The following is a 19,640-nucleotide window of genomic DNA, read 5'->3' on the forward strand; positions in this document are numbered from 1 at the left end:
TCAACGGGCGGCTGGGACCGCTCTTTCACCGTTGGGCACGACCTTCCCGGAGACCGCGGCGGCGGCCTCGCGGGCCAGGAACGTCCCGAGCTCCCCGATCGTGCTCATCAACGGCGCCGGGAAGACCACCGTGGTGTTCTTGTCCACGCCGATCTCCACCAACGACTGCAGGTTCCGCAGCTGCAACGCCAGCGGATGCGCCATCATCGTGTCCGACGCATCACCCAGCGCCGCCGCCGCCTGCGACTCACCCTCCGCATTGATGATCTTGGCTCGCTTCTCCCGCTCGGCCTCCGCCTGCTTCGCCATCGCCCGCTTCATCGACTCCGGCAGCTGGATGTCCTTCAACTCCACCAACGTCACCTCCACGCCCCACTCGGTCGTCGTGACGTCGAGGATCTGCCGGATGCCAGAGTTGATCTTGTCCGTCTCCGCCAGCGTCTCGTCCAGGGTGTGCTGGCCGACGACCTTCCGCAGGGTCGTCTGGGCGATCTGGTCGATCGCCGCATACGCGTTCTCGATCGCCACCACCGACTTCGTCGCGTCCACCACCCGGAAATACGCCACCGCGGACACGTCCACACTCACGTTGTCCCGCGTGATGATCCCCTGCGACTGGATCGGCATGGTGACGATGCGCAGCGAAACGCGGTGCAGCACGTCGATCACCGGGATGATCAACCGCAACCCCGGCTCGCGCACCCCGATGACCCGGCCCAGCCGGAAGAGCACCCCCTTCTCGTACTGCTTGACGATCCGGATCGACAGTGCCAGCAGGACGAGAACGACTGCGGCGATGATCAACCACACGGTCATGATGCGATTCCCTTCACTCGGCTCGTTCCGCCCATCCGGTCGGAACGGCCCGCGGTCATCAGGTCGACGACCGTCTCCTTGGTGAGCTCTCCGGTGGTGAACACACCCGCCATCCGGCCGAGGTACAGCACGGCGATGCGGTCGGCCACGTCGAAGACGTCGTTCATGTTGTGCGACACCACGATCACGCCCAGGCCGCGCTCGGCCAGGCGCTGGACCAGCTCGAGCACCACTTCGGTCTGCTGCACGCCGAGCGCCGCGGTCGGCTCGTCCATGATCACGAGCTTCGAATGCCACAGCACGGCTTTCGCGATCGCCACCGCTTGGCGCTGGCCACCGGACAGCGACCCGACCGGCTGGCGGACCGAAGTCACCGTGGTGACGCCGAGGCTGTGCAGCGTCTCCTTCGCGGCCAGCTCCATCCGGTCCTCGTCGAGCACCCCGTGCCGCAGGTGTTCGCGGCCGAGGAACATGTTCTGCACGATGTCGAGGTTGTCGCACAGCGCGAGATCCTGGTACACGGTCTCGATGCCGAGCGCGGCCGCGTCCCGCGGGCTGCGGATGCGCACCGGCCGTCCTTCCCAGGTGAACTCACCGGCGTCCGGGGCGTGGATGCCGGCGACGCACTTGATCAGCACGGACTTACCCGCACCGTTGTCGCCGACCAATGTGGTCACCTGCCCGGCCGGGAGGTCGAGGTCGACCCCGGCCAGGGCCTGCACCGGGCCGAACTTCTTGGTGACGCCCCGGACGCGCAGCAGCGGCGCCCCGGCCGGTTCGGCGGCGTCCGGGGCGTCTGCGGCCCGTTCGGCGGTGGCGGTCACGGCCGGCTCAGAACTTGCCCGGCGCCACTTCGGCCACCTGGCGGCCGAGCGTGGTCTCCGGGGTGTGGGCGGGCGGCGGGATCACCGCGACCGGGCAGCTCGCGTGCCGCAGGCAGGCGCTGCTGACCGAGCCGGCGAGCATCTCGCGCAGCTTGCCCTTGCCGTGGCTGCCGACGACCAGCATGGTCGCCTCCTTCGCGCGCGTGGTCAGGACGTCCGCCGGATCCCCCTCCGGAGCCGCGTAGCGGGCGACCACTCCCGTGTGCCCCTTCGTCACCGCGGTGACGAGCTTCTCCAGCTCGTCGACGTGCACTCGCCGAGCCTCTTCGAGGGTCCGGTTCACGGACGCGTCGTCGAGCATCTCGTCGTGGGTCCACACCGTCACGACGTCCAGCTCGGCGCCGCTCACCTCGGCCTGGGCGGTGGCCCAGACCAACGCGGCCGTGCCCGCGTCCGAACCGTCGACGCCGACCACGATCCGGCCCTTTGCGGTTCCGTCCGTCATCACTGCTCCTTCCGCGCTGCCGATTCCTTCGATTGCCAGCCAACGCCTTCCGGCCGCGCGGCGAAGCTGCCGTTCTGCCCGACCTGCGAGGACCAAGGGCCCTACGAGCGGGGACACGCGGTGCGGACCATCGAGGAAGAACAGACGACGACAGGGAGAAGCAGATGACGGTACGGCTCGGGATCAACGGCTTCGGCCGGATCGGACGCGACATCCTCCGGTGCGTGCTGGAAACCCCGGACAGCCCGATCGAGGTGGTCGCGGTCAACGACATCACGTCTCCGGAGATGCTGGCGCACCTGCTCGTGCACGACTCCACCTATGGGCGGCTGCGCATCCCGGTCGAGATCGTCGACGGCGAAGCCCTGCGCGTCGGCGACCACCTGATCCAGGTGAGCTCGACCGCGGACCCGGCCCAGTTGCCGTGGGGCGAGTACGGCGTCGACGTCGTCGTCGAATCCACCGGCAAGTTCCGCACCCGCGAAGCCGCCGGCGTGCACCTGGCCGCAGGCGCCAAGAAGGTCGTGATCTCCGCGCCCGGCAAGGATGTCGACGCGACGATCGTGCTCGGGGTCAACGAGGGCGACTACGACCCCGCGAAGCACCACATCATTTCCAATGCCTCGTGCACGACCAACTGCGTCGCGCCGATGGTGAAGGTGCTGCACTCCGCGTTCGGCATCCGGCGCGGCCTGCTCACCACGATCCACAGCTACACCGGCGACCAGGCGTTGCTGGACCGCCCGCACAAGGACCCGCGCCGTGCTCGCTCGGCCGCGGTCAACATGGTGCCCACCAGCACCGGCGCGGCGAAAGCGATCGGCCTGGTGCTGCCGGAACTGGCCGGCAAGCTCGACGGCGTCGCGATCCGCGTCCCGGTCGAAGACGGCTCGCTGACCGACCTGACGGTCGAGCTCGAACGCCCGGTGACGGCGGAGCAGGTGAACCACGCGTTCGCCGAGGCGGCCGACGGCGACCTCAAGGGCATCCTGCGCTACACCGAAGCGCCCATCGTGTCCCGCGACATCATCGGCGACCCGGCGTCGTGCGTGTTCGACGCGCAGCTGACCAAGGCGGACTCGCACCTGGCGAAGGTCTTCGGCTGGTACGACAACGAATGGGGCTACGCGACCCGCACGGTCGAGCTCGTGGAGCTGATCGGGCGATCGTTGTAGCGAGCGACGCCGCGGGTGCCCGCCGGTGACCCGGCCCGGCGGGCACCCGTTCCTCATCGAGGAATCGGGAGCGGGAACTGCTTACCCGCGCGCGGCATCGCACTCGACAGGCCGGGCAGGTCCCGCCCGGGCAGCAGGCTGTGCCAGTAGAGCCACGGGAACATCAGCTTGCCGAGGTGGTTGAGCCGCGACTCCTTGAGCAGCGGCAGGCCCGCGTCGGCCGGGTAGTGGCCGGGCAGTGGCTCCGTGTCGTAGTTGAAGTCGATCAGCAGCGCCTTGCCGAACCCGCTCTCGACGAAGCAGTTCGCGTGCCCGTCGAAGCTCGCGTCGAGCTCGCGGCCGTCGAGGAACTGACCGACGTTGCGAGTCAGCACCTCCCCCGCGAAGTGGGTCGCGGAGCTCACCTTGGAAGTGGGCAGCGACGCGGCGTCTCCCAGGACGAAGATGTTGTCCCGCACCGCGGAGCGCAGGGTGTGCTCGTCGGCGCGGACGAAGCCGAGCTCGTCCCCGAGGCCTGGCGAACGGTCCACATAGGACGCGCCGCCGTGCAGCGGGACGACCACCGCTTGGTCGAAGGCGACTTCACGACCATCGTAGGAGACGAGCCGGTCGCGGGTGCCGTCGACTTCGCCGGTGTTGAACCCGGTGACCAGCTCGATGCCCTTGGCCTCGAGCAGACCGGCCAGCGTCCGCGCGGCGACCGGTTCGGTGAACGCGGCGTCGAGAGGCGTGACGTAGGACAGCTCGACCTGGTCGCGGAGGCCCCGCTCGGTGAAGTACCAATCGGCGAGGAAGCAGAACTCCAGCGGCGCGAGCGGGCCCTTGACCGGTAGGTCGATCACGTTCACCACCAGCCGGCCGCCGTGGAAGGCTTCGAGGGCCGACGCCAAGCCGATGGCGCCGTCGAGGTCGTAGAACGTGTCGACGTGCGAGCGCCAGCCCGGGCCGGTCAGCCCGTCGGTCTCCTCCGGCAGCAGCCGCGCGCCGGTGGCGATCACCAGTACGTCGTAACCGAGGGTCGTGCCGTCCGCCAGGTGGACCCGGTCGGTGTCGATGTCGACATGCCTGACTTCTCCACGGTGGTAGCCGACCCCGTCGGCCAGCTGGCCCGGACGCGACCGGACGAGGTCATCGGCGTCGGCCATGCCGAAGGGCACGAACAGCAGCCCCGGCTGGTACACATGGTCGTCGTCCTGGTCCACGACGGTGATCTCCGCGCCGTCGCCGAAGTCACGGCGGAGACGGTTCGCCGCCAGGGTTCCGCCGGTGCCGCCGCCGAGGATCACGATGCGCTTCATCACCAACTCCGATCGTCGAGAGTCCTCAGCGCGGCTGGGCGGCCGTCCCGTCGTCCTGCAGATACTTCAAGCGGTTGCGTACCGCGATCACGCCCGGCACCGCTTCGGTGAGCCACTCCGCGCGCTCTACCTCGCTGCGCCGGTCGATCACGCCGCTGAGCGTCACGACGCCGTCGTCGACCTGGACCCCGGCATTCGAACGGTCCGCCCAGATCGACCGCTGCAGGACTTCGCGCTCGACGGTTTCCTTGATCTCCTCGTCCGGCCGCAGGAATGCGCGCAGGACGTCTCGCCGTGCGAGAACGCCCACGAGGTGGCCGGCGCCGTTGACGACGTAGAGGCAGCGCAGGTTCGCCTCCACCAGCCGCCGGGCCGCTCCGGCCACGGGTTCGTCCTTCGCCACGGTGGGTACGCGGCGGGTCATCAGCTCGCGCGCGGTCAGGCCTTGTGCCTTGGTCCACACGCGCAGCCGCCCGAGCCCGCGCTCGCGTCGGGCGTCCCGGCCGTGCCGGGCCAGCAGATCTGCCTCACCGACGACGCCGATCGGGCGCCGGTGCTCGTCGACCACCGGGATCGCCGCGATGGCGTGCTCGGCCAGCAGGGCGACCAGTTCCTTGAACGACGTCCCGGAACCTGCCGACACGACCGGCCGGCTCATCAGGTCGGAAACCAGCGGACCACGCATGACTCCACCTCCGTCGAAAATCCTTCTCCGGCCAAGTTAGAAGCCGGCACGTGCTTCGCACGGCTGGCTACGGTCCCCGGCCGAGAGGCCTTTCGCCCCTTTGCGCCGGGGATTCCGATGCCGTTGCCTGGAAGCCCGACAAGAGGAGAACGACATGGGAGACCACAGGCGGTGGCGTGACCTGACCGCGCGGCAGCGCACGGGAATCGGCGCCGCGGCGAGCGTGCAGCTCCTGCTCGCCGCGGCGGCCTGGTGGGATCTCGTCCGCCTGCCCGCCGGCCGCGTCCGCGGGCCGAAATGGCTGTGGGCGCTGGTGATCGCGGTGAACTACGTCGGCCCGGTGGTCTACTTCGCGTGCGGGCGGGTGCCGCGGGCGACGACGACCGGGCAGAGGGCGTAGGACATCAGCGACTGGCTCGTCGAGCCCAGGGCCAGGCCGCTGAAGCCGCCCCGGCCGCGGCTCCCGACCACAAGCAGTTGCGCCCGGTCGGCGAGGTCGAGCAGCTGCTCGGCCGGGCGTCCGGCCCGCACGACGCGGTCGACGACCACGTCCGGGTACTTCTCCTGCCAGCCGGCCAGCCGCTGGGCGAGCAATTCGTGTTCGTGCTCCTCCACTGCCGAGCTGTCCATCGTCCACCTGCCTTCTTCGAAGACGGCGGCCAGGAACGCTTCGTGCCAGCAGTGGACCGCGACCAGCCGCGCATCCCGCCAGGACGCCTCCTCGAACGCGACCGCGATGGCCTCCTCACTCGCCGGAGTGCCGTCGACGCCCACGACCACCGGCCCTTCGGCCGGCGGCACGTCCTCTCCGGCATGCGCCCGGATCAACGCGACCGGGCACGGCGCGTGGGCAGCCAACGCCACCGAGACCGACCCGAGCAGCACCCGGCCGAGCGGGCGCAGGCCCGGCGTCCCGAGCACGATCATCGCCGCGCCTTCCGCTTCGGAGAGCAACGCCTCGGCGGGCCGTTCCGAGCGCACCACGGTCTCGGCATCCGGACGGGACGCGACGGCACGAGCCTCGGCGAGCATGCGCTCTCCCCGCGCACCGACCGCCCGCTGGATCTGCTCGAACGTCGGGTCGCTCCGTGGGTAGGGCGGGGGCAGCTCGGCCAGCGCATGGACCAGGCGAAGACCGAGGTTTCGTTCCCGCGCGACGCGCGCCGCCCAGCGGACCGCCGTGAACGCGGCCGCCGAGCCGTCGACACCGACCACCAGTGCTGAAGCCGAGCCGGTCATCCGCTTCCCCTTTCCCGTCACTGCTTACGCGGAAAAGCCAACCGGCTGAAGCCGCTGCCGGCGCGGGGCTTCCGTCCTTGTTTCGCAGGACTTTGGTCCATTCCGCCTGGTCCCGTCAACCGGCGCCCAAGGGCCTCCCGGCCGGGGACCTTCGACCCCAGACCGCGCCGCCGCGACGGCAGAAACTGATGGCAACACCGAAGGAACGGAGGTTTCCCATGTCCATCCGACCGGATGAGAAGAAGACCACCTCGGGCCACCGAACCACCGAACCCGCGCCGGTCACCGACTTCGTCACCGCACCCACCATCGCCGGGAAGTCCCTGGCTGTCTTACGCATCGCCACCGGATTCGTCTTCCTGTGGGCGTTCCTGGACAAGCTGTTCGGCCTCGGCTATGCAACCCCGGCGAAAGGCGCCTGGATCAGCGGCGGCTCCCCCACCAAGGGCTTCCTCAGCAGCGTCCACGTCGGCCCGTTCGAGTCGATCTTCCACGCCTGGGCCGGCACCTGGTGGGCCAACACGCTGTTCATGCTCGGCCTGGCCGCCATCGGCATCGCCGTCATCGCGGGCATCGGCCTGCGGCTGAGCGCGATCGCCGGCTCGCTGATGATGCTCATGATGTGGGCCGCCGAATGGCCGTTCGCCCTGAGCACCAGCACCGGCGAACCGACGCACTCCACCAACCCTGTCATCGACTACCACATCATCTACGCGCTGGTCCTCATCGTGGTGGCCGCCGCCGCGGCCGGGAACACGTGGGGACTCGGGCGCCGCTGGGCCGCCCTCGTCGGCGACCGCAAGTGGCTGCGCTGAATCGATTGCCCTCCATGGGCGCCCGCCGACCGGCGGGCGCCCGTTCCCCTGTCCCGGAAAGGCAAGGAGAAGAATGAGTCGGCACCGCTCGAAAACGGCCGCGGTAGATCGGGTTGCAGCGGTCCGGAGTCTTCGGAGCATCCCGCAAAGACCCGCACCGCCGACGAAGTACCCTTGGGACGGCGGGCATCCGCATATCCGTCACCCTGCACCGCCGCGTCTTGGTGGCCGACGTCCAGGACTCATCGCTTCACCGAACACGAAGCGGCCGCCGTCCGGAGTGGACGGTGGTCGCTTCGCCGTGCCTCGAAACTCAGTTGTGCGGTTTGTGTGAGCTCAGGATTCCGACCTGACCCGGCGGAACCGGGGATACTCCCCGGTCGTCGAAGTGGGCCTTCAGGCTCTGCCGCACTTCGACGACACCGTCGACCCGGCGGACCAGCGCCACGATGACCGGGATCATGCTTTCCCGCTCGACTTCCCCGTTGAGCGTCACGATGCCGTTGTGCACCGCGACGTACAAGGACGAGGGGTCCAGAGCCATGTCGCGCAGGAGCACCTCGTCACGAACCTCGTCGCGGATCTCCTGGTCGGTGCGGAGGAATACCCGAAGCAGGTCCGATCGGGACACGACACCGACGAGCTTGCCCGCGTCGTCGACCACCGGCAGCCGGTGGAAGTGGTGCTGCTCCAGCAGTTTCGCCGCCACCGTGACATCGTCGTCCGAACGGACGGTCACCGCGGGCCTGGTCATCAGGTCGGCGACGAACGCCGCACCGGCCTTCCTCCTCGCCTGCCGCGAACCCGGTTTGAGCATACCGTGCGGAGCCTCGTGCTCCAGCAGATCGCCCTGCGAGACGACGCCGAGGACCTGGCCGTCCTCGTCCACCACCGGCGCTCCACTGATGTTCCACGAAGCCAGGAGGACGGCGACGGCCTTGAACGGGGTGTCCGGTCCGACGGTGGCGACGTCGGTCGTCATCACCGAACCCACTTTACGGCGGCTGGGCATCTGGATCTCCTTCACAGCAGCGGGCCCGGGTGGTAGTTGCCCGCGGGTTCCAGCGTCGGCGCCGCTTCCTTCGCCGGCTCCGGGATGGTCCGCACCGGGATCACGACGACGGGGCAGTTCGCATCGCGCAGGCAGTGCGCGGCGACCGAGCCGACGAGCAGCTTGAGCAGCCGGCCGCGGCCGTGACTGCCGAGCACGAGCATCGCCGCCGTCTTCGACGCCTCCTCGAGCGCCACCGCGGCCGAGTGCTCGACCAGCTCGGCCCGGACGGCCACGCCGGGGTGCTCGGCCCGGACCTCGCCGACGACCTCCTCGAGCTGCTGCCGCTCCCGGTCGAGGACCGTCTGCGGTGTGCCGGCGACCGCCGCGCCGAGGTCGTATACCGGTTCGAACGTCCACGCGCGCAGTGCGACGACCTGACGGCCGCTCACCGCCGCTTCCGAAACCGCCCAGCGCAGAGCGGCCACGCTCACCGCCGAATGGTCCACGCCGACGACGATGTCGCCCTGGTTTGCCGTGGTCATGGGATTTTCACCTTCTCTTCGTTGTCAGGAATGGGTCTTGTGGTCCTGCTCCTGGAACCACTCCCGCTGCCACTGGGCGAGGCGGAAGTGATCGAGGGAGAACACCGTGAGCCGGTAGCAGGCGGCCAGCAGGGCCAGCGTGCCGAGCCAGAGGCCGAATCCGACGCCGACAGCGTCGATGACGACACCCGCGCTACTCAGTGGCGGATCCACCGGGGTGCCGTTCCGATCCACCCAGATCGTCAACGTTTCGCCCTTGAGCGTGCCCCGGTCGGCGACCACCTGGCCGACGCGTCGGGTACCGTCGGCGAGCACCCAGGTGGCATCGGCGGGTTCGCCGTTGCCGACGACGCCGGCGCGCGAGTTGACCGTGATGGCCGGTCCGTCGGCCAGCAGGGTCGCGGTGACCTGGGTGCGCTCACCCAGCTGTTGGGCGGACTGCGCCTGTTGCCGGACGTACGTTTCCGAACCGAGGCTGGCGGCGACCGGCAGCGCGGCGAGTGCGAGCAGTACCACGAAGACCAGCAGACCGGCCTGGAGCCGGTCCGAGGCCCGCGCCACCGAACCGCGGCAGGGCAGGATGGTGCGCCACAGCCGCGCGATCGGGCTCGACGACGTGCTCATGATCCTGCCCTCCGGCCGGAAATCTTTGCTACCACCAGGATCATCGATTTCCCGGGCCGTTCGAAGAGGCCTTGGTCCCCGGTACGCCGGACTCGCCCGCCTCGCGTCGGGGGACCTCCGACGACCCCCGCGAGGACTTAGGACTCTTTGCCCGCGCGGGATCACCGGGGATGGTCGGCAGACCCGACCCGAAACGGAGCACGGACCATGCGCGCACGCGAGATCATGACGACGCCGACGTTCGCCCTGGCGCCCTCCGCGACGCTCGAGGAGGCCGCCGAGATGATGACCCACCACGGGTTCACCACGATGCCGGTGGTCGACCCGGACGGGAAGCTGATCGGCCTGGTGTCCGAAGCCGACATCCTGCGGGCCCCCGCGTCGCCCGGCGACCCGGACACCGGCGTGATGCTCGACGGCGGTCCGCGCACGGCGGGCTCGGTGATGCGCCAGTCCGGTCTCGCCGTGCCGGGCGACATCGAGGTGCGCGAGCTGGCGCGGATGATGACCGACGCCGACGTGCGCTCGGCGCCGGTCGTCGACGGCGGGCACGTGGTCGGCATGGTGACCTTCCGGGACGTGCTGCGCGCGACCGCCGGCCATGTCTGAGTCTCATTCCGCCGGGACGTCCGACATCGTTCTTCCCTTCACCTCAGCCGGCGACGTCACGCCGCCGGAACCCGACCACGCCCGCCACGACCAGCACCACGCCCAGCGCGGTGAGCCAGAGCAACGGGGCGGCCTGGACGGCCGCGCCCGGCAGCTTCGGCGAGTGGGTGAACGGCGACAGGTCCAGCACCCACTGGTCCAGCTTCAGCAGCGTGCCGAACTCACCGAGCAGCAAGAACGTCGTCAGCGCGACCCAGGCGAACGCCACCGCCCGCGCCAGGAAGCCGAACAGCGCCGCCGCGAGCCCGGCGAGCACCCAGACCGCGGGCAGCTGAGCCAGCGCGGCACCGACCAGCCGGGCGACCTCGGCGCCGGGCGAGCCGATACGGATGCCGTACGCCAGCCCGGCCGTGACACCCAGCGCCGCGAGCAGTCCCACCGGCGCCACCACGGCGAGCAGCAGGTACCCCGCCAGCAGGCGACGGCGGTCGAGCGCGGTGGCCAGCAGGGGCTCTACCCGTAGCGCCCGCTCCTCGCCCCGCAGATGGACCAGCGCGGTGATCGCGTAGGCGGCGGTAATCACGCCCGCCATCGAGAACTCGGCCGCGAGAAAGGCGTTCTCGAGAGCCTGTTCGCCACCGAGAGCGGTGATCAGCGCCCGGGCGCCGTCGCTGTCGAGCATCTTCCCGACGTTGCCCGCGAGACCACCGAGGACCAGTCCGATCAGGACGTACCCGGCCAGCCACGCGGCCAGGTTCGCCCGGTTGAGGCGCCACACCAGGCCCCACGCGCCGCGCAGGACGGGGCCGGCGTGTGCGGGACCCGCGCGGTCCGGCAGCAGTCCGGCGTCGATGTCGCGGACGCGGGCCAGCGCGGCCGCCACGGCGAGCAGCGCGGCCGTGACGAGCAGGGGGATGACCAGGACCCACCAGACGTCACCGGCGTAGGGCCGGACCTGCTGGGTCCACCCGATCGGCGACACCCACGACAACCAGGGCGGGCCGGCGGAGTCGCCCACCGCCCGCAGGAAGTACGCGGAGAGCAGCGCGCCCACGGCGAGCCCCGACGCGGCGCGCGCGCTCTTGGTCAGCTGGGCGGTCACCACGGCGACCCCGCCGAAGACGAGACCAGCGGCCGCCCAGCCGAGACCGAACGCCAGCGAGCCGGCCACCGGCAGCCCCGCCGCCGCGAGCCCCAGCCCGCTGAAGAGGCCGAGGACCAGGCTCGACACCGACGTGACGACGACTCCCGCCGCCAGGCCCGCGAACCGGCCGACCACGGCGGACCCGAGCAGCTCCCGCCGTCCGGCTTCCTCCTCGGCCCGGGTGTGCCGGACCGCGGTGAAGATCATCAGCAGCGCGATCAGGGCGGCACCGAACGCGGTCAGCTTGAAGACAGACGTCGCACCGAGCGTCGGTTCGTACACCGGGCCGTAGAGCGCTACCAGGGCCGGAACCGAGTTGATGCTGTCAGCCGCGGCCCGCTGGTCACCCGTGGCCGGGTAGACCGCCGCGGTCGCCGCGGCCGAGGACGCCGCCACCGCGGTGAACACCGCGGTCCACACCGGTAGCCGGACCCGGTCCCGGCGCACCGCCAGCCGGACCAGCGCGCCGGTGCCGGTGAGCGAGCTCATGCCGGCACCGCCGTCCGGCCGGGTTCGGTGCGGTAGTGCCGCAGGAACAGCTCCTCCAGGGTTGGCGGGTTGCTGGTCAGGCTCCGGACCCCGCTGTGGCTCAGCAGGGCGAGCACGGCCGCCAGTTCGGTGTTGTCGACGGTCAGCCGCACGTGGTCGCCGTCGGCGGTGAAGTCGTGCACGCCCGGTAGGCGGGCGAGGCCGTCCACGGCGCCGGAGAGCCGCGCGGTGATGGTGGTCCGGCTGAGGTGGCGCAGTTCGTCGAGACTGCCGGAGTCGACCAGGCGGCCGGCGCGGATGATGCTGACCCGGTCGCAGAGAGCCTCCGCCTCGGACAGTATGTGGCTGGAGAGCAGGATCGTCCGGCCCCGCTCGCGTTCCTCGCGGACGCACTCGCGGAAGATCTGCTCCATCAACGGGTCGAGCCCGGAAGTGGGCTCGTCGAACAGCAGCAGCTCGACGTCGGACGCGAGAGCGGCGACGACGGCGACCTTCTGCCGGTTGCCCTTCGAGTAGGCCCGGCCCTTGGTTCGCGGGTCCAGCTCGAACAGCTCCAGGTAACGCTTGCGGCGCTTCGGATCCAGCCCGCCGCGCAGGCGGCCGAGCAGGTCGATGACCTCGCCGCCGGTGAGGTTGGGCCACAGCGACACCTCGCCGGGTACGTAGGCCAGCCGCCGGTGCAGGGGCACCGCGTCCCGCCACGGGTCGCCACCCAGCAGCCGCATTTCACCGGCGTCGGCCCGCAACAGGCCCAAGAGCAGCCTGAGTGTGGTCGTCTTCCCGGCGCCGTTGGGGCCGAGGAACCCGTGCACCTCGCCGGTTTCGACGGTGAGGTCGAGGCCGTCGAGCGCCGTTGTCCGGCCGAACCGCTTGCGCAGTCCGGCGATTTCGATCGCGTCGGTCATCGCCGTCCTCCTGCCGGTCCGTCGGGAACGAGCTCGCCGAGCGGGAGCCGTGGTGAGGGTGCCGCGGGAACGGCCGGGTATCCGTATCGGAAGATCGCCTGCGGCACGCCGGGCAGGGCCAGCTCCGACGCCAGTCGCGCCCGGAAGCCGGTCAGGTGCAGCGGCTGGGTGATCACCGAACCGACCAGGGCCTTGGCCGTCGCGGTCAGCCAGATGCGTTGCAGGGCCGCGCCGGCGGCGAGGTGGTCGGGCCGGGTATCGGTGTCGGTGCAGACGACCAGGAGGTTCTCCGCGGCCAGCCGGCCGGCGAGCACGACTTCGTCCGGCGCGTCCTCGGGGACGCCGTCACCGACCGCGTTCCAGCCGTGGGTGTGCGCGGTCCACAGCTCCAGCTCCCGCTGGTAACCGCGGTCGTCACGGAGCACGCGGGTGGCGAAGCCGAGCAGCTCGGCCAGCTTGCCCAGGCGGCCGGGTTCGACGACGTGCACGCCGGTGGCCTCCCCGGCCGCGGCCACCGCGGTGCGGACGCCTTCGGGCACTCGGCTGTGGAAGAACGCGCGCCGGTGACTGCGGCGCCGGGTGATGGCGTGGTACAGCGCGAAGTCCCGGGTCGAGGCCGGTCGGGGGCGGCCGATCGTCACCGTGGCCACGACGTCTTCTTCGTCGCGGTACTCGACGTGGCAGTCCCGGCCGAGCGCGCGCACAGCGAGCTCGAGGTCGGTGAGCGCGGCACCACAGGACAGCAGCCGATCGCGGCCGAAGGGGTCCTGCCGGCGCAGCTCGACTCCGTGCCCGACCGTGAGGTCGACCTCGGTGCCGCGGACGCGCAGCTGCCACGGCTGGCTGTTGTGCACCGAAGGCGCGCGGCTGACCGCCCGCGCGAGGAAGCCGATCTGCTCGGTGGTCAGTGCGGCCGGTGCGGCGGCGGTCATCGCGATCACTCCCGTCGCGGAGCCGGACGCTCCGCCGTTCTCATCGTCGCCGCGGCCACGGGACCGGCACCGGAGCACAAAGTCCCTCGATCCGGCGGAATTCGTCCCCTACCGACGCACGGTGCCGCGCGTGCACGATCGCGGTAACACCGGGAGGAAAGAAGGCAGATCATGGATTCACCCACCGGCCGCGTGATCATCGTCGGCATCGACGGCACGCCCCACGGCGACGCCGCCCTGCAGTGGGCGCTGAAGATCGGCGCGCATGCCGCCGACACCGTGCGCGCGATCCTCGTCCGGCCGCGCGATTCGCTCCTGCCCGGGACGTCGTTCGCCATCCAGCCCCACGGTCGCGTGCCGGAGGCCGGCTACTCGCTGGACGAGCACGTCGCCAAGCTGGCCATCGACACCGCGGCGCAGCTGGAGACCCGCACAGTGCACGGCGACCCGGCGACCGAACTGGTCACCGCGTCGGCGGACGCGGACCTGCTGGTCCTCGGCACCCACCGCGGCGGCGCGATGTCGGACCTGGTGCTCGGCAGCGTCGGACGAGAGTGCGTGCGCTTCTCCCGGTGCCCGGTCGTGGTCATCACCCCGGAGGCCGCCCACCGGCTCACGCCGGCCTGAATCCGGCGTTTGATCGTCCGTTCTCGGGGGTGGTCGGGCGGCGCACCCTTGGTTGAAACCTGCAGCACGTCGCCAGGCACCAGCTCGCCGGCGCGTGCCACACGTGGCCGTCCCGCAGCACCGGCGCCCGGTCCGGGAGGAACTTGCCGAGCGCCTCGACAGCCTTCTCTGCCTGCTGTTCCTGGAAGAACGCCAGCAGGCCGTTGAGCAGGATCACCCCGGCGATGGCGATGGCCAGGTTCGTGGTGCCCGCGACCCACGCCAGCCCACCCGCCACCCCCAGCAGCAGCGCGAGCGGGTGGACGAACTGCCGCAACAACGCCAGCGGCCACTTCGGCCCGCCGCGCGACGGCAGCGCGTTGGGACCGCTCACCTGGAGCCTGCGATCGGCTTCCCGCGCCGTCAACCCGGACGGCCCCTACGCAGGTCACGCAGCAGCCGCGCGACGGGCTCGCGGGCATCGACCGGCGGCGCCTCCGCGACGGCCGGTTCGGTCCTGAGATGCGTGGTCATCCCGTGTTCCTTTGCTTGGGCGTGGCGAGGCCGACCAGCAGCAGTCCTTGGGGGATGCCGGGCAGCAGCGATTCTTCGACGTACCGGGCCCGTTCCGTGGGCGCCTGGGCCGGCAGCGAGACCTCCTGGGAAGTGAAGCTGCGGACCGCCGCGGCCAACCGGGTCGCGTGCAGCGCGGCACCGGCCAAGACGTGGTGGCGGCGGCTGTCGTCGGCGGTGGTGATCAGCAGGGACGACTGACCGGCGAGGTCGGCCCCGAGCTGCTTGAGCAGCGGTGCCCAGCCCGGGCGGACGATCCGGACCTCGGTCTCCGGCCAGAAGTCGTCACCGGCCAGCGCATCCAGCACGGCCAGGCTGACCGGCCGCAACGGCTTGCTTTGGCCGGGCTTGCCCAGCTTGCGCAGCGCCGCGTACCGCGCCCATTCGCCGCTGGTCGAGCTGCGCGAAGCGCCGACCCGGACGACCGCCACGACGGCGGGGCGGGCCGGGTCGTGCGGGAAGGCCACCACCGGCTCGCGTCCCAGCACCCGCACAACCGTCCAGATCGTCGACAGGGCCGCGCCGCATTCGAACAGTACGGCCCGGTCGGCTCGCTCGCGGCGGATGGGCGGCTCGGTCAGCACGATCTCGTCCGGCCGGACTTCCGCGACGCACCGGTTCGGGCCGAGCCGCATCAGCGCGTCGGCGAGCACGGCTCGCGACGAGCGGTCCCAGCGGAACCCCGGCGTGGTCATCCGCCGAGGTGTCTCGAGGCGGCCCGGCAGGTGGCCAGGAGCCCGTCGACGTCGATCACGGTGACGCGGTTTTCGAGTCCGTCCGGGACTTCCGCCCCCACGTCCGGATCCGGGGAGACCAGCGCGACCGGCACGTGGTCGCGGATCGCGCACACGACGCCGTATTCGCGGGCGGTCAGCTCCGCGCCTTGGCCGCGGACGTCGACGAGCAGGTCGGGCTGGGCGAAGGGCTCGTCGAGCGGGCAGCGGCCGCCCACCGCGACGGCGCGGCACAGTCCGGCGCGGTTGTGGCAGCGGCTGACCAGGCAGCCGGCGTCACGCAGGGGCTGCACCAGGAAGTCGGCGTCCCCGAAGGAAGATTCGGTCAGCAGGACGTGCATGGCTTCACCTCACGGTTACTCGGGCGAGCGCTTCTTCGGCGCCGCGGGCCAGCTCCAGGTCTTCCCGGGGCAGGACGATCAAGGCGGGTATCGGTGAGCCCGCCGCCGTGACGATCCGGTCGACGTCGGTGTGCGGAACCTCCCCGGCCCGCAGGCCGAGCACGCCCAGCCCGTCGATGACCGAGGTGATCACGTCCGGCTGGTGCTCGGCGACACCGCCGGTGAACACGACGGCGTCCAGCCGGGACAGGCTCATCGCGGCCGCGCCGATCTCCCGGCGGAGCCGGTGCCGGTAGACGTCGAGAGCCACCGAAGCGTCCCGCTCCCCGCGGTTCGCCGCGGCCAGCACCTGGCGCAGGTCGCCGTTGGTGCCGGTCATCCCGGCGAGGCCGGACCGGTGGAACAACGCGTCGGCCATCTCCGCCGGGCTCATCGGTGCCGTCTGCAACACGTGCAGCAGCAGCCCTGGGTCGATCGAGCCGGACCGGGTGGCCATCATGGCGCCTTCGAGCGGAGTGAAGCCCATGCTGGTGTCGACGCCGTGGCCGTCGCGGATCGCGGTCACCGACACCCCGGCTCCGACGTGGGCACAAACGATCTGCAGATCTTCCTGCGCACGGCCGAGCAGTTCGGCGGTGCGGCGCAGGGCGTACTGGCACGACAGGCCGTGGAAACCGTAGCGGCGCAAGCGGTTCTGCACGGTCCACGACCGCGGCAGCGGGTACCGGGCGGCGGCTTCGGGCATCCGGGCGTGGAACGCGGTGTCGAAGCAGGCGATGACGGGGACGTCCGGCAGCAGGCGCCGGACTTCACGAGTGACGGTCAGCGACAGCGGCTGATGGTTCGGCGCGAGCGAGATGAGCCGTTCGAGGTTCGACAGCAACGCGTCGTCCACTCTCGCGGGCACCTTCTGCGAGCCGCCGTGCACGAACCGGACGGCGACGGCGTCCACATCGGACCAGCGGCGGATCGCCTGGGCGATCGCACCGGGGTCGGCCAGGTCCCACGCCGTCCAGCCGACGGCGGTGCCGTCGGCGACGAGCGAGACCTTCATGCTCGACGAACCTGGGTTCAGGGTCAGGACACGCACGGTTTCCTCCGGTTTCAGTCGCGCAGGCGGCGCAGGAACGGGTCGGCGGAGGTGGACCGTTCGAGCCGGGCGCGGACGTCGAGTGCCACGCAGCCGTCGGACCGGACTCGCACGGGGTTGAGGTCCAGCTCGGCCAGCTCGGGGACGAGCTCGGCCAGGCGGCTGACCTTCAGCAGCAGTTCGCGCACCGCTGCCCGATCCAGCGCGGAGGCCCAGAGCGTCTTCGACGATCGCAACCCATCAAGGAGCAAGTCGGCGTCGGCGCTCGTGAGCGGGACGAGCCGGGCCGCGCGATCGGCGATCAGGTCGGTGTCGACACCGCCGAGGCCGAACACGACGAGCGGCCCGAACACCGGGTCCGAGCGCACGCCGACCAGCACTTCCCGGCCCGGTTCGGCCATCGGCTGCACGGTGACCCCACGCAGGGCCGAGCCGAAGCGGGACCGCAGGGTGCGGAACGCCTCCAGGATCCGATCGGCGCCGTGCACGTTCAGCAGGACGCCGCCGCCGGCGGTCTTGTGCAGCAGTCCCTCGGCGTCGGCCTTCAGCACGACCGGCGAGCCGAGATCGGCGGCCGCGGCGGCCATCGAGTCGTCGGCCTCGACATAGTGCGTCTCCACCATCGGGATCTCGGCCAGCCGCAGCAGTTCGACGGCGTCCGCGGGCGAAAGCCAGCCTTCGCGGCCGGCGGCGAACGCCCGCAGCGCATCGGGGTCTTCCAGCCGTGGCACGGACTCGCCGGGCTCCGGCCGGTTCAGCCACTGCTCGTACCGGACCAGCCTGGCCAGCACCGCGGCCGCCGCGGCCGGATCGTCGTAGCAGGCCGTCACACCCGTGCCCGGTACCAGCGGGGCAACCCGGGCCCGCTGCCCCGGCCGGACCGCGAAAACGGTCTTGTACTCGGGCGGCACCACGGCCGCCAGCGACGTGCCGGGATCCCCGACCGCGGTGGGCACGGTCGCGGCGATGACCGCGTCGACGCCGTCGTCGGCGAGCACGGCACGCAGCGCGTCGGCGAACATCTCCGGTGCGACGGCGGCCGTCGTGTCGACCGGGTTCCGCACAGCCGCTTCGGACGGCAGCAGCTTGGCGAGCCGTTCCCGGGTCTCTTCAGCGAAGTCGGCCATGACCAGGCCCTCGCGCTCGCAGGCGTCGGCGGCCAGCACCCCGGCGCCGCCTGCGTTGCTGACCACCGCCACGCGCGGCCCGCCCGGCAGCAGCTGCCAGGAGAGCCCGGCGATCACGTCGACCAGCTCGGCGACAGTGTCGACGGCGATGACCCCGGCCTGCTCGAACAACGCGTCCCGGGTGACCGCGGGAGTCGCGGCGGCCGCGGTGTGCGACGCGGCCGCGCGCTGCGCGGTGTCGCCGCTGCCGGAGCGGACGGCCAGCACCGGACGTGTCCGGGCCAGGCGCCGGGCCAGCCGGCTGAACTTGCGAGGATTGCCGAACGACTCGAGGTAGAGCACGGCCAGTTCGGTGCGCCGGTCGGCGGTCCACCACATCAGCAGGTCGTTGCCGCTGACGTCGTACTTGTCGCCGGTCGAGACCAGCGTCGACACGCCGAGGCCGAGGTCACCGAGCGATTCGGCGAGCGCGATGCCGACCCCGCCGGACTGGGTGACGACGCCGATGTTGCCGGGCTTGACCTGCCCGGCGAGGAAGGTCAGGTTCAGCGGGCGAGCCGGGTCGGTCGACAGAATGCCGAGGCAGTTCGGGCCGACCAGCCGCATGCCGTAGTCACGCACCGCCGTGTGGACCCGGCCACCGTGCTCGGTGCCGGTCAGCCCGGAAGAGATGACGACGACCGCCCGGACGCCGCGCTTTCCGCATTCTTCGACCGCCTCGGCGGCAGCCGGTGCGGGCAGGCACACCACGGCGAGTTCGGGGGTGCGGCTCAATGCCGCCACGGACGGGACACTCGGCACGCCGAGGATCGCTTCAGCGTGCGGGTTCACCGCCTCCACCGGGCCTGCGAAGCCGGAAGCGACCAGGTTGGCGAGGACGGCGTGGCCCACCGAGCCGGGGCGCCGGCCGGCGCCGATCACGGCGATCGAGGACGGCTTGAGCAGGTGCGCCAGGCTGGCCGCGTCGGCGACCGAGTCGCGCTCGAGCACGGCATCCAGGTAGGCCGGATCCTCGTCGAGGTTCATCACGACGTCGCGCTCGGAGCCGCCGACGCTGGCCTCGAACCGCAGGCCGAGGTCGGCGAAGACGTGGAGCACCTTGGCGTTCTCGGCGAGCACCTCGGCGACGAACCGCTTCAGGCCGGTCTTCCGGGCGTGGGAGACCAGGTGTTCCATCAGCAGGGTCGCGACGCCCTGCGTGCGCACGGCCGCGTCCACGACGAGGGCGACTTCGGCGTCGGTGGTGTCCTTGAGGACTTCGTAGTTCGCGACACCGACCAGCTCACCGCGCCGGTAGCAACCCACGGCGTAGTGCCCGGGGCCGGGCACGGCGGTCATCTCCGCCGCCAGTCTGTCCAATCCGGACGGCCGGGTGCCGAAGAACCGGAAGTAGGTGTCCTGCTGGGTGAGCCGGGTGTGCAGGGCGAGCACCTCGGCGGTGTCGGCCGGGTGCAACGGGCGCACGAGCACCACGTCGCCGTCCGCGAGCAGGGCTCGGGAGCCCGCCTCGACGCGCATTGTTTCTCCTCGCCGCATGAGGGTGGGCGCGGCCGACCACGGGCCACGCCCACCG

At 71.3% G+C, this 19,640-nt stretch carries 22 protein-coding genes; 5 read left to right on the top strand and 17 right to left on the bottom strand.

The annotated features are described in order from the left end of the window. From AB0M82_RS16430 to AB0M82_RS16440, 3 genes are read right to left on the bottom strand one after another with little or no spacing between them, the layout of a single operon-like run. Positions 1 to 816: a slipin family protein gene (locus AB0M82_RS16430; protein WP_364722214.1), complete on the bottom strand. Its 816-nt coding sequence runs from the start codon at positions 814 to 816 to the stop codon at positions 1 to 3. Further along, positions 813 to 1,640 (bottom strand): ATP-binding cassette domain-containing protein, encoded by an 828-nt coding sequence (locus AB0M82_RS16435; RefSeq protein ID WP_364722216.1) that lies wholly within the window; start codon positions 1,638 to 1,640, stop codon positions 813 to 815. Before AB0M82_RS16435 ends, AB0M82_RS16430 begins: the two co-directional genes overlap by 4 nt. Positions 1,641 to 1,647: 7 nt before the next feature. Beyond that, positions 1,648 to 2,145 carry a universal stress protein gene (locus AB0M82_RS16440; RefSeq protein WP_364722218.1) on the bottom strand — a complete coding sequence of 166 codons (498 nt, stop codon included), beginning with the start codon at positions 2,143 to 2,145 and terminating at the stop codon, positions 1,648 to 1,650. Positions 2,146 to 2,309: 164 nt separating this feature from the next. On the opposite strand from AB0M82_RS16440, the gene gap reads away from it, so the two are divergent. Further along, positions 2,310 to 3,320, top strand: a complete 1,011-nt coding sequence (gap, locus tag AB0M82_RS16445) for a type I glyceraldehyde-3-phosphate dehydrogenase (protein ID WP_364722220.1) — start codon at positions 2,310 to 2,312, stop codon at positions 3,318 to 3,320. Positions 3,321 to 3,373: 53 nt separating this feature from the next. Here the strand turns inward: gap and AB0M82_RS16450 are convergent, their stop codons facing one another. Together AB0M82_RS16450 and AB0M82_RS16455 are read right to left on the bottom strand one after the other, a co-directional pair. Continuing rightward, the gene (locus AB0M82_RS16450) at positions 3,374 to 4,618 is read right to left on the bottom strand and encodes an FAD/NAD(P)-binding oxidoreductase (RefSeq protein WP_364722222.1); all 1,245 of its coding nucleotides are present in this window, start codon (positions 4,616 to 4,618) and stop codon (positions 3,374 to 3,376) included. Positions 4,619 to 4,643: 25 nt separating this feature from the next. After that, the gene (locus AB0M82_RS16455; RefSeq protein ID WP_364722223.1) at positions 4,644 to 5,303 is read right to left on the bottom strand and encodes a CBS domain-containing protein; all 660 of its coding nucleotides are present in this window, start codon (positions 5,301 to 5,303) and stop codon (positions 4,644 to 4,646) included. A gap of 154 nt (positions 5,304 to 5,457) precedes the next feature. Between AB0M82_RS16455 and AB0M82_RS16460 the strand changes: the two genes are divergently transcribed. Beyond that, the gene (locus AB0M82_RS16460; RefSeq protein WP_364722225.1) at positions 5,458 to 5,703 is read left to right on the top strand and encodes a PLD nuclease N-terminal domain-containing protein; all 246 of its coding nucleotides are present in this window, start codon (positions 5,458 to 5,460) and stop codon (positions 5,701 to 5,703) included. Here the strand turns inward: AB0M82_RS16460 and AB0M82_RS16465 are convergent. Then, a complete protein-coding gene (locus tag AB0M82_RS16465; protein ID WP_364722227.1) occupies positions 5,649 to 6,542 on the bottom strand; it encodes a universal stress protein in 894 nt (297 codons plus the stop codon). The two genes, AB0M82_RS16460 and AB0M82_RS16465, sit on opposite strands and share 55 nt — an antisense overlap. A gap of 218 nt (positions 6,543 to 6,760) precedes the next feature. On the opposite strand from AB0M82_RS16465, the gene AB0M82_RS16470 reads away from it, so the two are divergent. After that, positions 6,761 to 7,357: a DoxX family membrane protein gene (locus AB0M82_RS16470; RefSeq protein ID WP_364722229.1), complete on the top strand. Its 597-nt coding sequence runs from the start codon at positions 6,761 to 6,763 to the stop codon at positions 7,355 to 7,357. Positions 7,358 to 7,670: 313 nt separating this feature from the next. Here AB0M82_RS16470 and AB0M82_RS16475 read toward each other — a convergent pair whose 3' ends face one another. From AB0M82_RS16475 to AB0M82_RS16485, 3 genes are read right to left on the bottom strand one after another with little or no spacing between them, the layout of a single operon-like run. After that, complete coding sequence (locus tag AB0M82_RS16475) at positions 7,671 to 8,369, bottom strand: CBS domain-containing protein (RefSeq protein ID WP_364722231.1); 699 nt, start codon at positions 8,367 to 8,369, stop codon at positions 7,671 to 7,673. 11 nt (positions 8,370 to 8,380) lie between these two features. Beyond that, the gene (locus AB0M82_RS16480; protein ID WP_364722232.1) at positions 8,381 to 8,893 is read right to left on the bottom strand and encodes a universal stress protein; all 513 of its coding nucleotides are present in this window, start codon (positions 8,891 to 8,893) and stop codon (positions 8,381 to 8,383) included. Between the two features lie 24 nt (positions 8,894 to 8,917). Further along, positions 8,918 to 9,517, bottom strand: coding sequence for a hypothetical protein (locus AB0M82_RS16485; RefSeq protein WP_364722234.1), 600 nt, complete (start codon positions 9,515 to 9,517; stop codon positions 8,918 to 8,920). A gap of 207 nt (positions 9,518 to 9,724) precedes the next feature. Between AB0M82_RS16485 and AB0M82_RS16490 the strand changes: the two genes are divergently transcribed. Next, a complete protein-coding gene (locus AB0M82_RS16490) occupies positions 9,725 to 10,126 on the top strand; it encodes a CBS domain-containing protein (protein WP_364722236.1) in 402 nt (133 codons plus the stop codon). 43 nt (positions 10,127 to 10,169) lie between these two features. Here AB0M82_RS16490 and AB0M82_RS16495 read toward each other — a convergent pair whose 3' ends face one another. From AB0M82_RS16495 to AB0M82_RS16505, 3 genes are read right to left on the bottom strand one after another with little or no spacing between them, the layout of a single operon-like run. Beyond that, positions 10,170 to 11,759, bottom strand: coding sequence for an ABC transporter permease (locus AB0M82_RS16495; RefSeq protein WP_364722238.1), 1,590 nt, complete (start codon positions 11,757 to 11,759; stop codon positions 10,170 to 10,172). Further along, positions 11,756 to 12,664, bottom strand: coding sequence for an ABC transporter ATP-binding protein (locus tag AB0M82_RS16500; RefSeq protein ID WP_364722240.1), 909 nt, complete (start codon positions 12,662 to 12,664; stop codon positions 11,756 to 11,758). The genes AB0M82_RS16495 and AB0M82_RS16500 overlap by 4 nt, the downstream gene beginning before the upstream one ends. Then, positions 12,661 to 13,596: a nitroreductase gene (locus tag AB0M82_RS16505; protein ID WP_364722242.1), complete on the bottom strand. Its 936-nt coding sequence runs from the start codon at positions 13,594 to 13,596 to the stop codon at positions 12,661 to 12,663. Before AB0M82_RS16505 ends, AB0M82_RS16500 begins: the two co-directional genes overlap by 4 nt. Before the next feature lie 171 nt (positions 13,597 to 13,767). Here AB0M82_RS16505 and AB0M82_RS16510 point away from each other — a divergent pair, with 171 nt between their 5' ends. After that, entirely contained in the window at positions 13,768 to 14,223 is a 456-nt protein-coding gene (locus AB0M82_RS16510; protein ID WP_364722244.1) for a universal stress protein, read from the top strand. On the opposite strand, the gene AB0M82_RS16515 is transcribed toward AB0M82_RS16510, so the two are convergent. The 5 genes from AB0M82_RS16515 to AB0M82_RS16535 form a co-directional block, all read right to left on the bottom strand. After that, complete coding sequence (locus AB0M82_RS16515) at positions 14,210 to 14,596, bottom strand: cation-transporting P-type ATPase (RefSeq protein WP_364722246.1); 387 nt, start codon at positions 14,594 to 14,596, stop codon at positions 14,210 to 14,212. The two genes, AB0M82_RS16510 and AB0M82_RS16515, sit on opposite strands and share 14 nt — an antisense overlap. A 136-nt stretch (positions 14,597 to 14,732) precedes the next feature. Beyond that, a complete protein-coding gene (locus tag AB0M82_RS16520; RefSeq protein ID WP_364722248.1) occupies positions 14,733 to 15,470 on the bottom strand; it encodes a hypothetical protein in 738 nt (245 codons plus the stop codon). After that, positions 15,467 to 15,850: a hypothetical protein gene (locus tag AB0M82_RS16525; RefSeq protein WP_364722250.1), complete on the bottom strand. Its 384-nt coding sequence runs from the start codon at positions 15,848 to 15,850 to the stop codon at positions 15,467 to 15,469. Before AB0M82_RS16525 ends, AB0M82_RS16520 begins: the two co-directional genes overlap by 4 nt. 4 nt (positions 15,851 to 15,854) lie before the next feature. After that, on the bottom strand, positions 15,855 to 16,940 hold the full coding sequence (locus AB0M82_RS16530) for an acetate kinase (RefSeq protein WP_364722251.1): 1,086 nt from the start codon (positions 16,938 to 16,940) through the stop codon (positions 15,855 to 15,857). A 14-nt stretch (positions 16,941 to 16,954) separates the two neighbouring features. Continuing rightward, positions 16,955 to 19,585, bottom strand: a complete 2,631-nt coding sequence (locus AB0M82_RS16535) for a GNAT family N-acetyltransferase (RefSeq protein WP_364722253.1) — start codon at positions 19,583 to 19,585, stop codon at positions 16,955 to 16,957. Between the last annotated feature and the right edge of the window lie 55 nt (positions 19,586 to 19,640).

The organism is Amycolatopsis sp. NPDC051128 (genome assembly GCF_040682715.1).
Classification (GTDB): Bacteria; Actinomycetota; Actinomycetes; order Mycobacteriales; family Pseudonocardiaceae; genus Amycolatopsis.

What these genes read in the sequence shown, in the direction of transcription:
- AB0M82_RS16430 (WP_364722214.1), bottom strand. Translation starts at nt 816, where the DNA reads ATGACCGTGTGGTTGATCATCGCCGCAGTCGTTCTCGTCCTGCTGGCA.
- AB0M82_RS16440 (WP_364722218.1), bottom strand. Translation starts at nt 2,145, where the DNA reads ATGACGGACGGAACCGCAAAGGGCCGGATCGTGGTCGGCGTCGACGGT.
- gap (WP_364722220.1), top strand. Translation starts at nt 2,310, where the DNA reads ATGACGGTACGGCTCGGGATCAACGGCTTCGGCCGGATCGGACGCGAC.
- AB0M82_RS16450 (WP_364722222.1), bottom strand. Translation starts at nt 4,618, where the DNA reads ATGAAGCGCATCGTGATCCTCGGCGGCGGCACCGGCGGAACCCTGGCG.
- AB0M82_RS16455 (WP_364722223.1), bottom strand. Translation starts at nt 5,303, where the DNA reads ATGCGTGGTCCGCTGGTTTCCGACCTGATGAGCCGGCCGGTCGTGTCG.
- AB0M82_RS16460 (WP_364722225.1), top strand. Translation starts at nt 5,458, where the DNA reads ATGGGAGACCACAGGCGGTGGCGTGACCTGACCGCGCGGCAGCGCACG.
- AB0M82_RS16465 (WP_364722227.1), bottom strand. Translation starts at nt 6,542, where the DNA reads ATGACCGGCTCGGCTTCAGCACTGGTGGTCGGTGTCGACGGCTCGGCG.
- AB0M82_RS16470 (WP_364722229.1), top strand. Translation starts at nt 6,761, where the DNA reads ATGTCCATCCGACCGGATGAGAAGAAGACCACCTCGGGCCACCGAACC.
- AB0M82_RS16475 (WP_364722231.1), bottom strand. Translation starts at nt 8,369, where the DNA reads ATGCCCAGCCGCCGTAAAGTGGGTTCGGTGATGACGACCGACGTCGCC.
- AB0M82_RS16480 (WP_364722232.1), bottom strand. Translation starts at nt 8,893, where the DNA reads ATGACCACGGCAAACCAGGGCGACATCGTCGTCGGCGTGGACCATTCG.
- AB0M82_RS16485 (WP_364722234.1), bottom strand. Translation starts at nt 9,517, where the DNA reads ATGAGCACGTCGTCGAGCCCGATCGCGCGGCTGTGGCGCACCATCCTG.
- AB0M82_RS16490 (WP_364722236.1), top strand. Translation starts at nt 9,725, where the DNA reads ATGCGCGCACGCGAGATCATGACGACGCCGACGTTCGCCCTGGCGCCC.
- AB0M82_RS16495 (WP_364722238.1), bottom strand. Translation starts at nt 11,759, where the DNA reads ATGAGCTCGCTCACCGGCACCGGCGCGCTGGTCCGGCTGGCGGTGCGC.
- AB0M82_RS16500 (WP_364722240.1), bottom strand. Translation starts at nt 12,664, where the DNA reads ATGACCGACGCGATCGAAATCGCCGGACTGCGCAAGCGGTTCGGCCGG.
- AB0M82_RS16505 (WP_364722242.1), bottom strand. Translation starts at nt 13,596, where the DNA reads ATGACCGCCGCCGCACCGGCCGCACTGACCACCGAGCAGATCGGCTTC.
- AB0M82_RS16510 (WP_364722244.1), top strand. Translation starts at nt 13,768, where the DNA reads ATGGATTCACCCACCGGCCGCGTGATCATCGTCGGCATCGACGGCACG.
- AB0M82_RS16520 (WP_364722248.1), bottom strand. Translation starts at nt 15,470, where the DNA reads ATGACCACGCCGGGGTTCCGCTGGGACCGCTCGTCGCGAGCCGTGCTC.
- AB0M82_RS16525 (WP_364722250.1), bottom strand. Translation starts at nt 15,850, where the DNA reads ATGCACGTCCTGCTGACCGAATCTTCCTTCGGGGACGCCGACTTCCTG.
- AB0M82_RS16535 (WP_364722253.1), bottom strand. Translation starts at nt 19,585, where the DNA reads ATGCGCGTCGAGGCGGGCTCCCGAGCCCTGCTCGCGGACGGCGACGTG.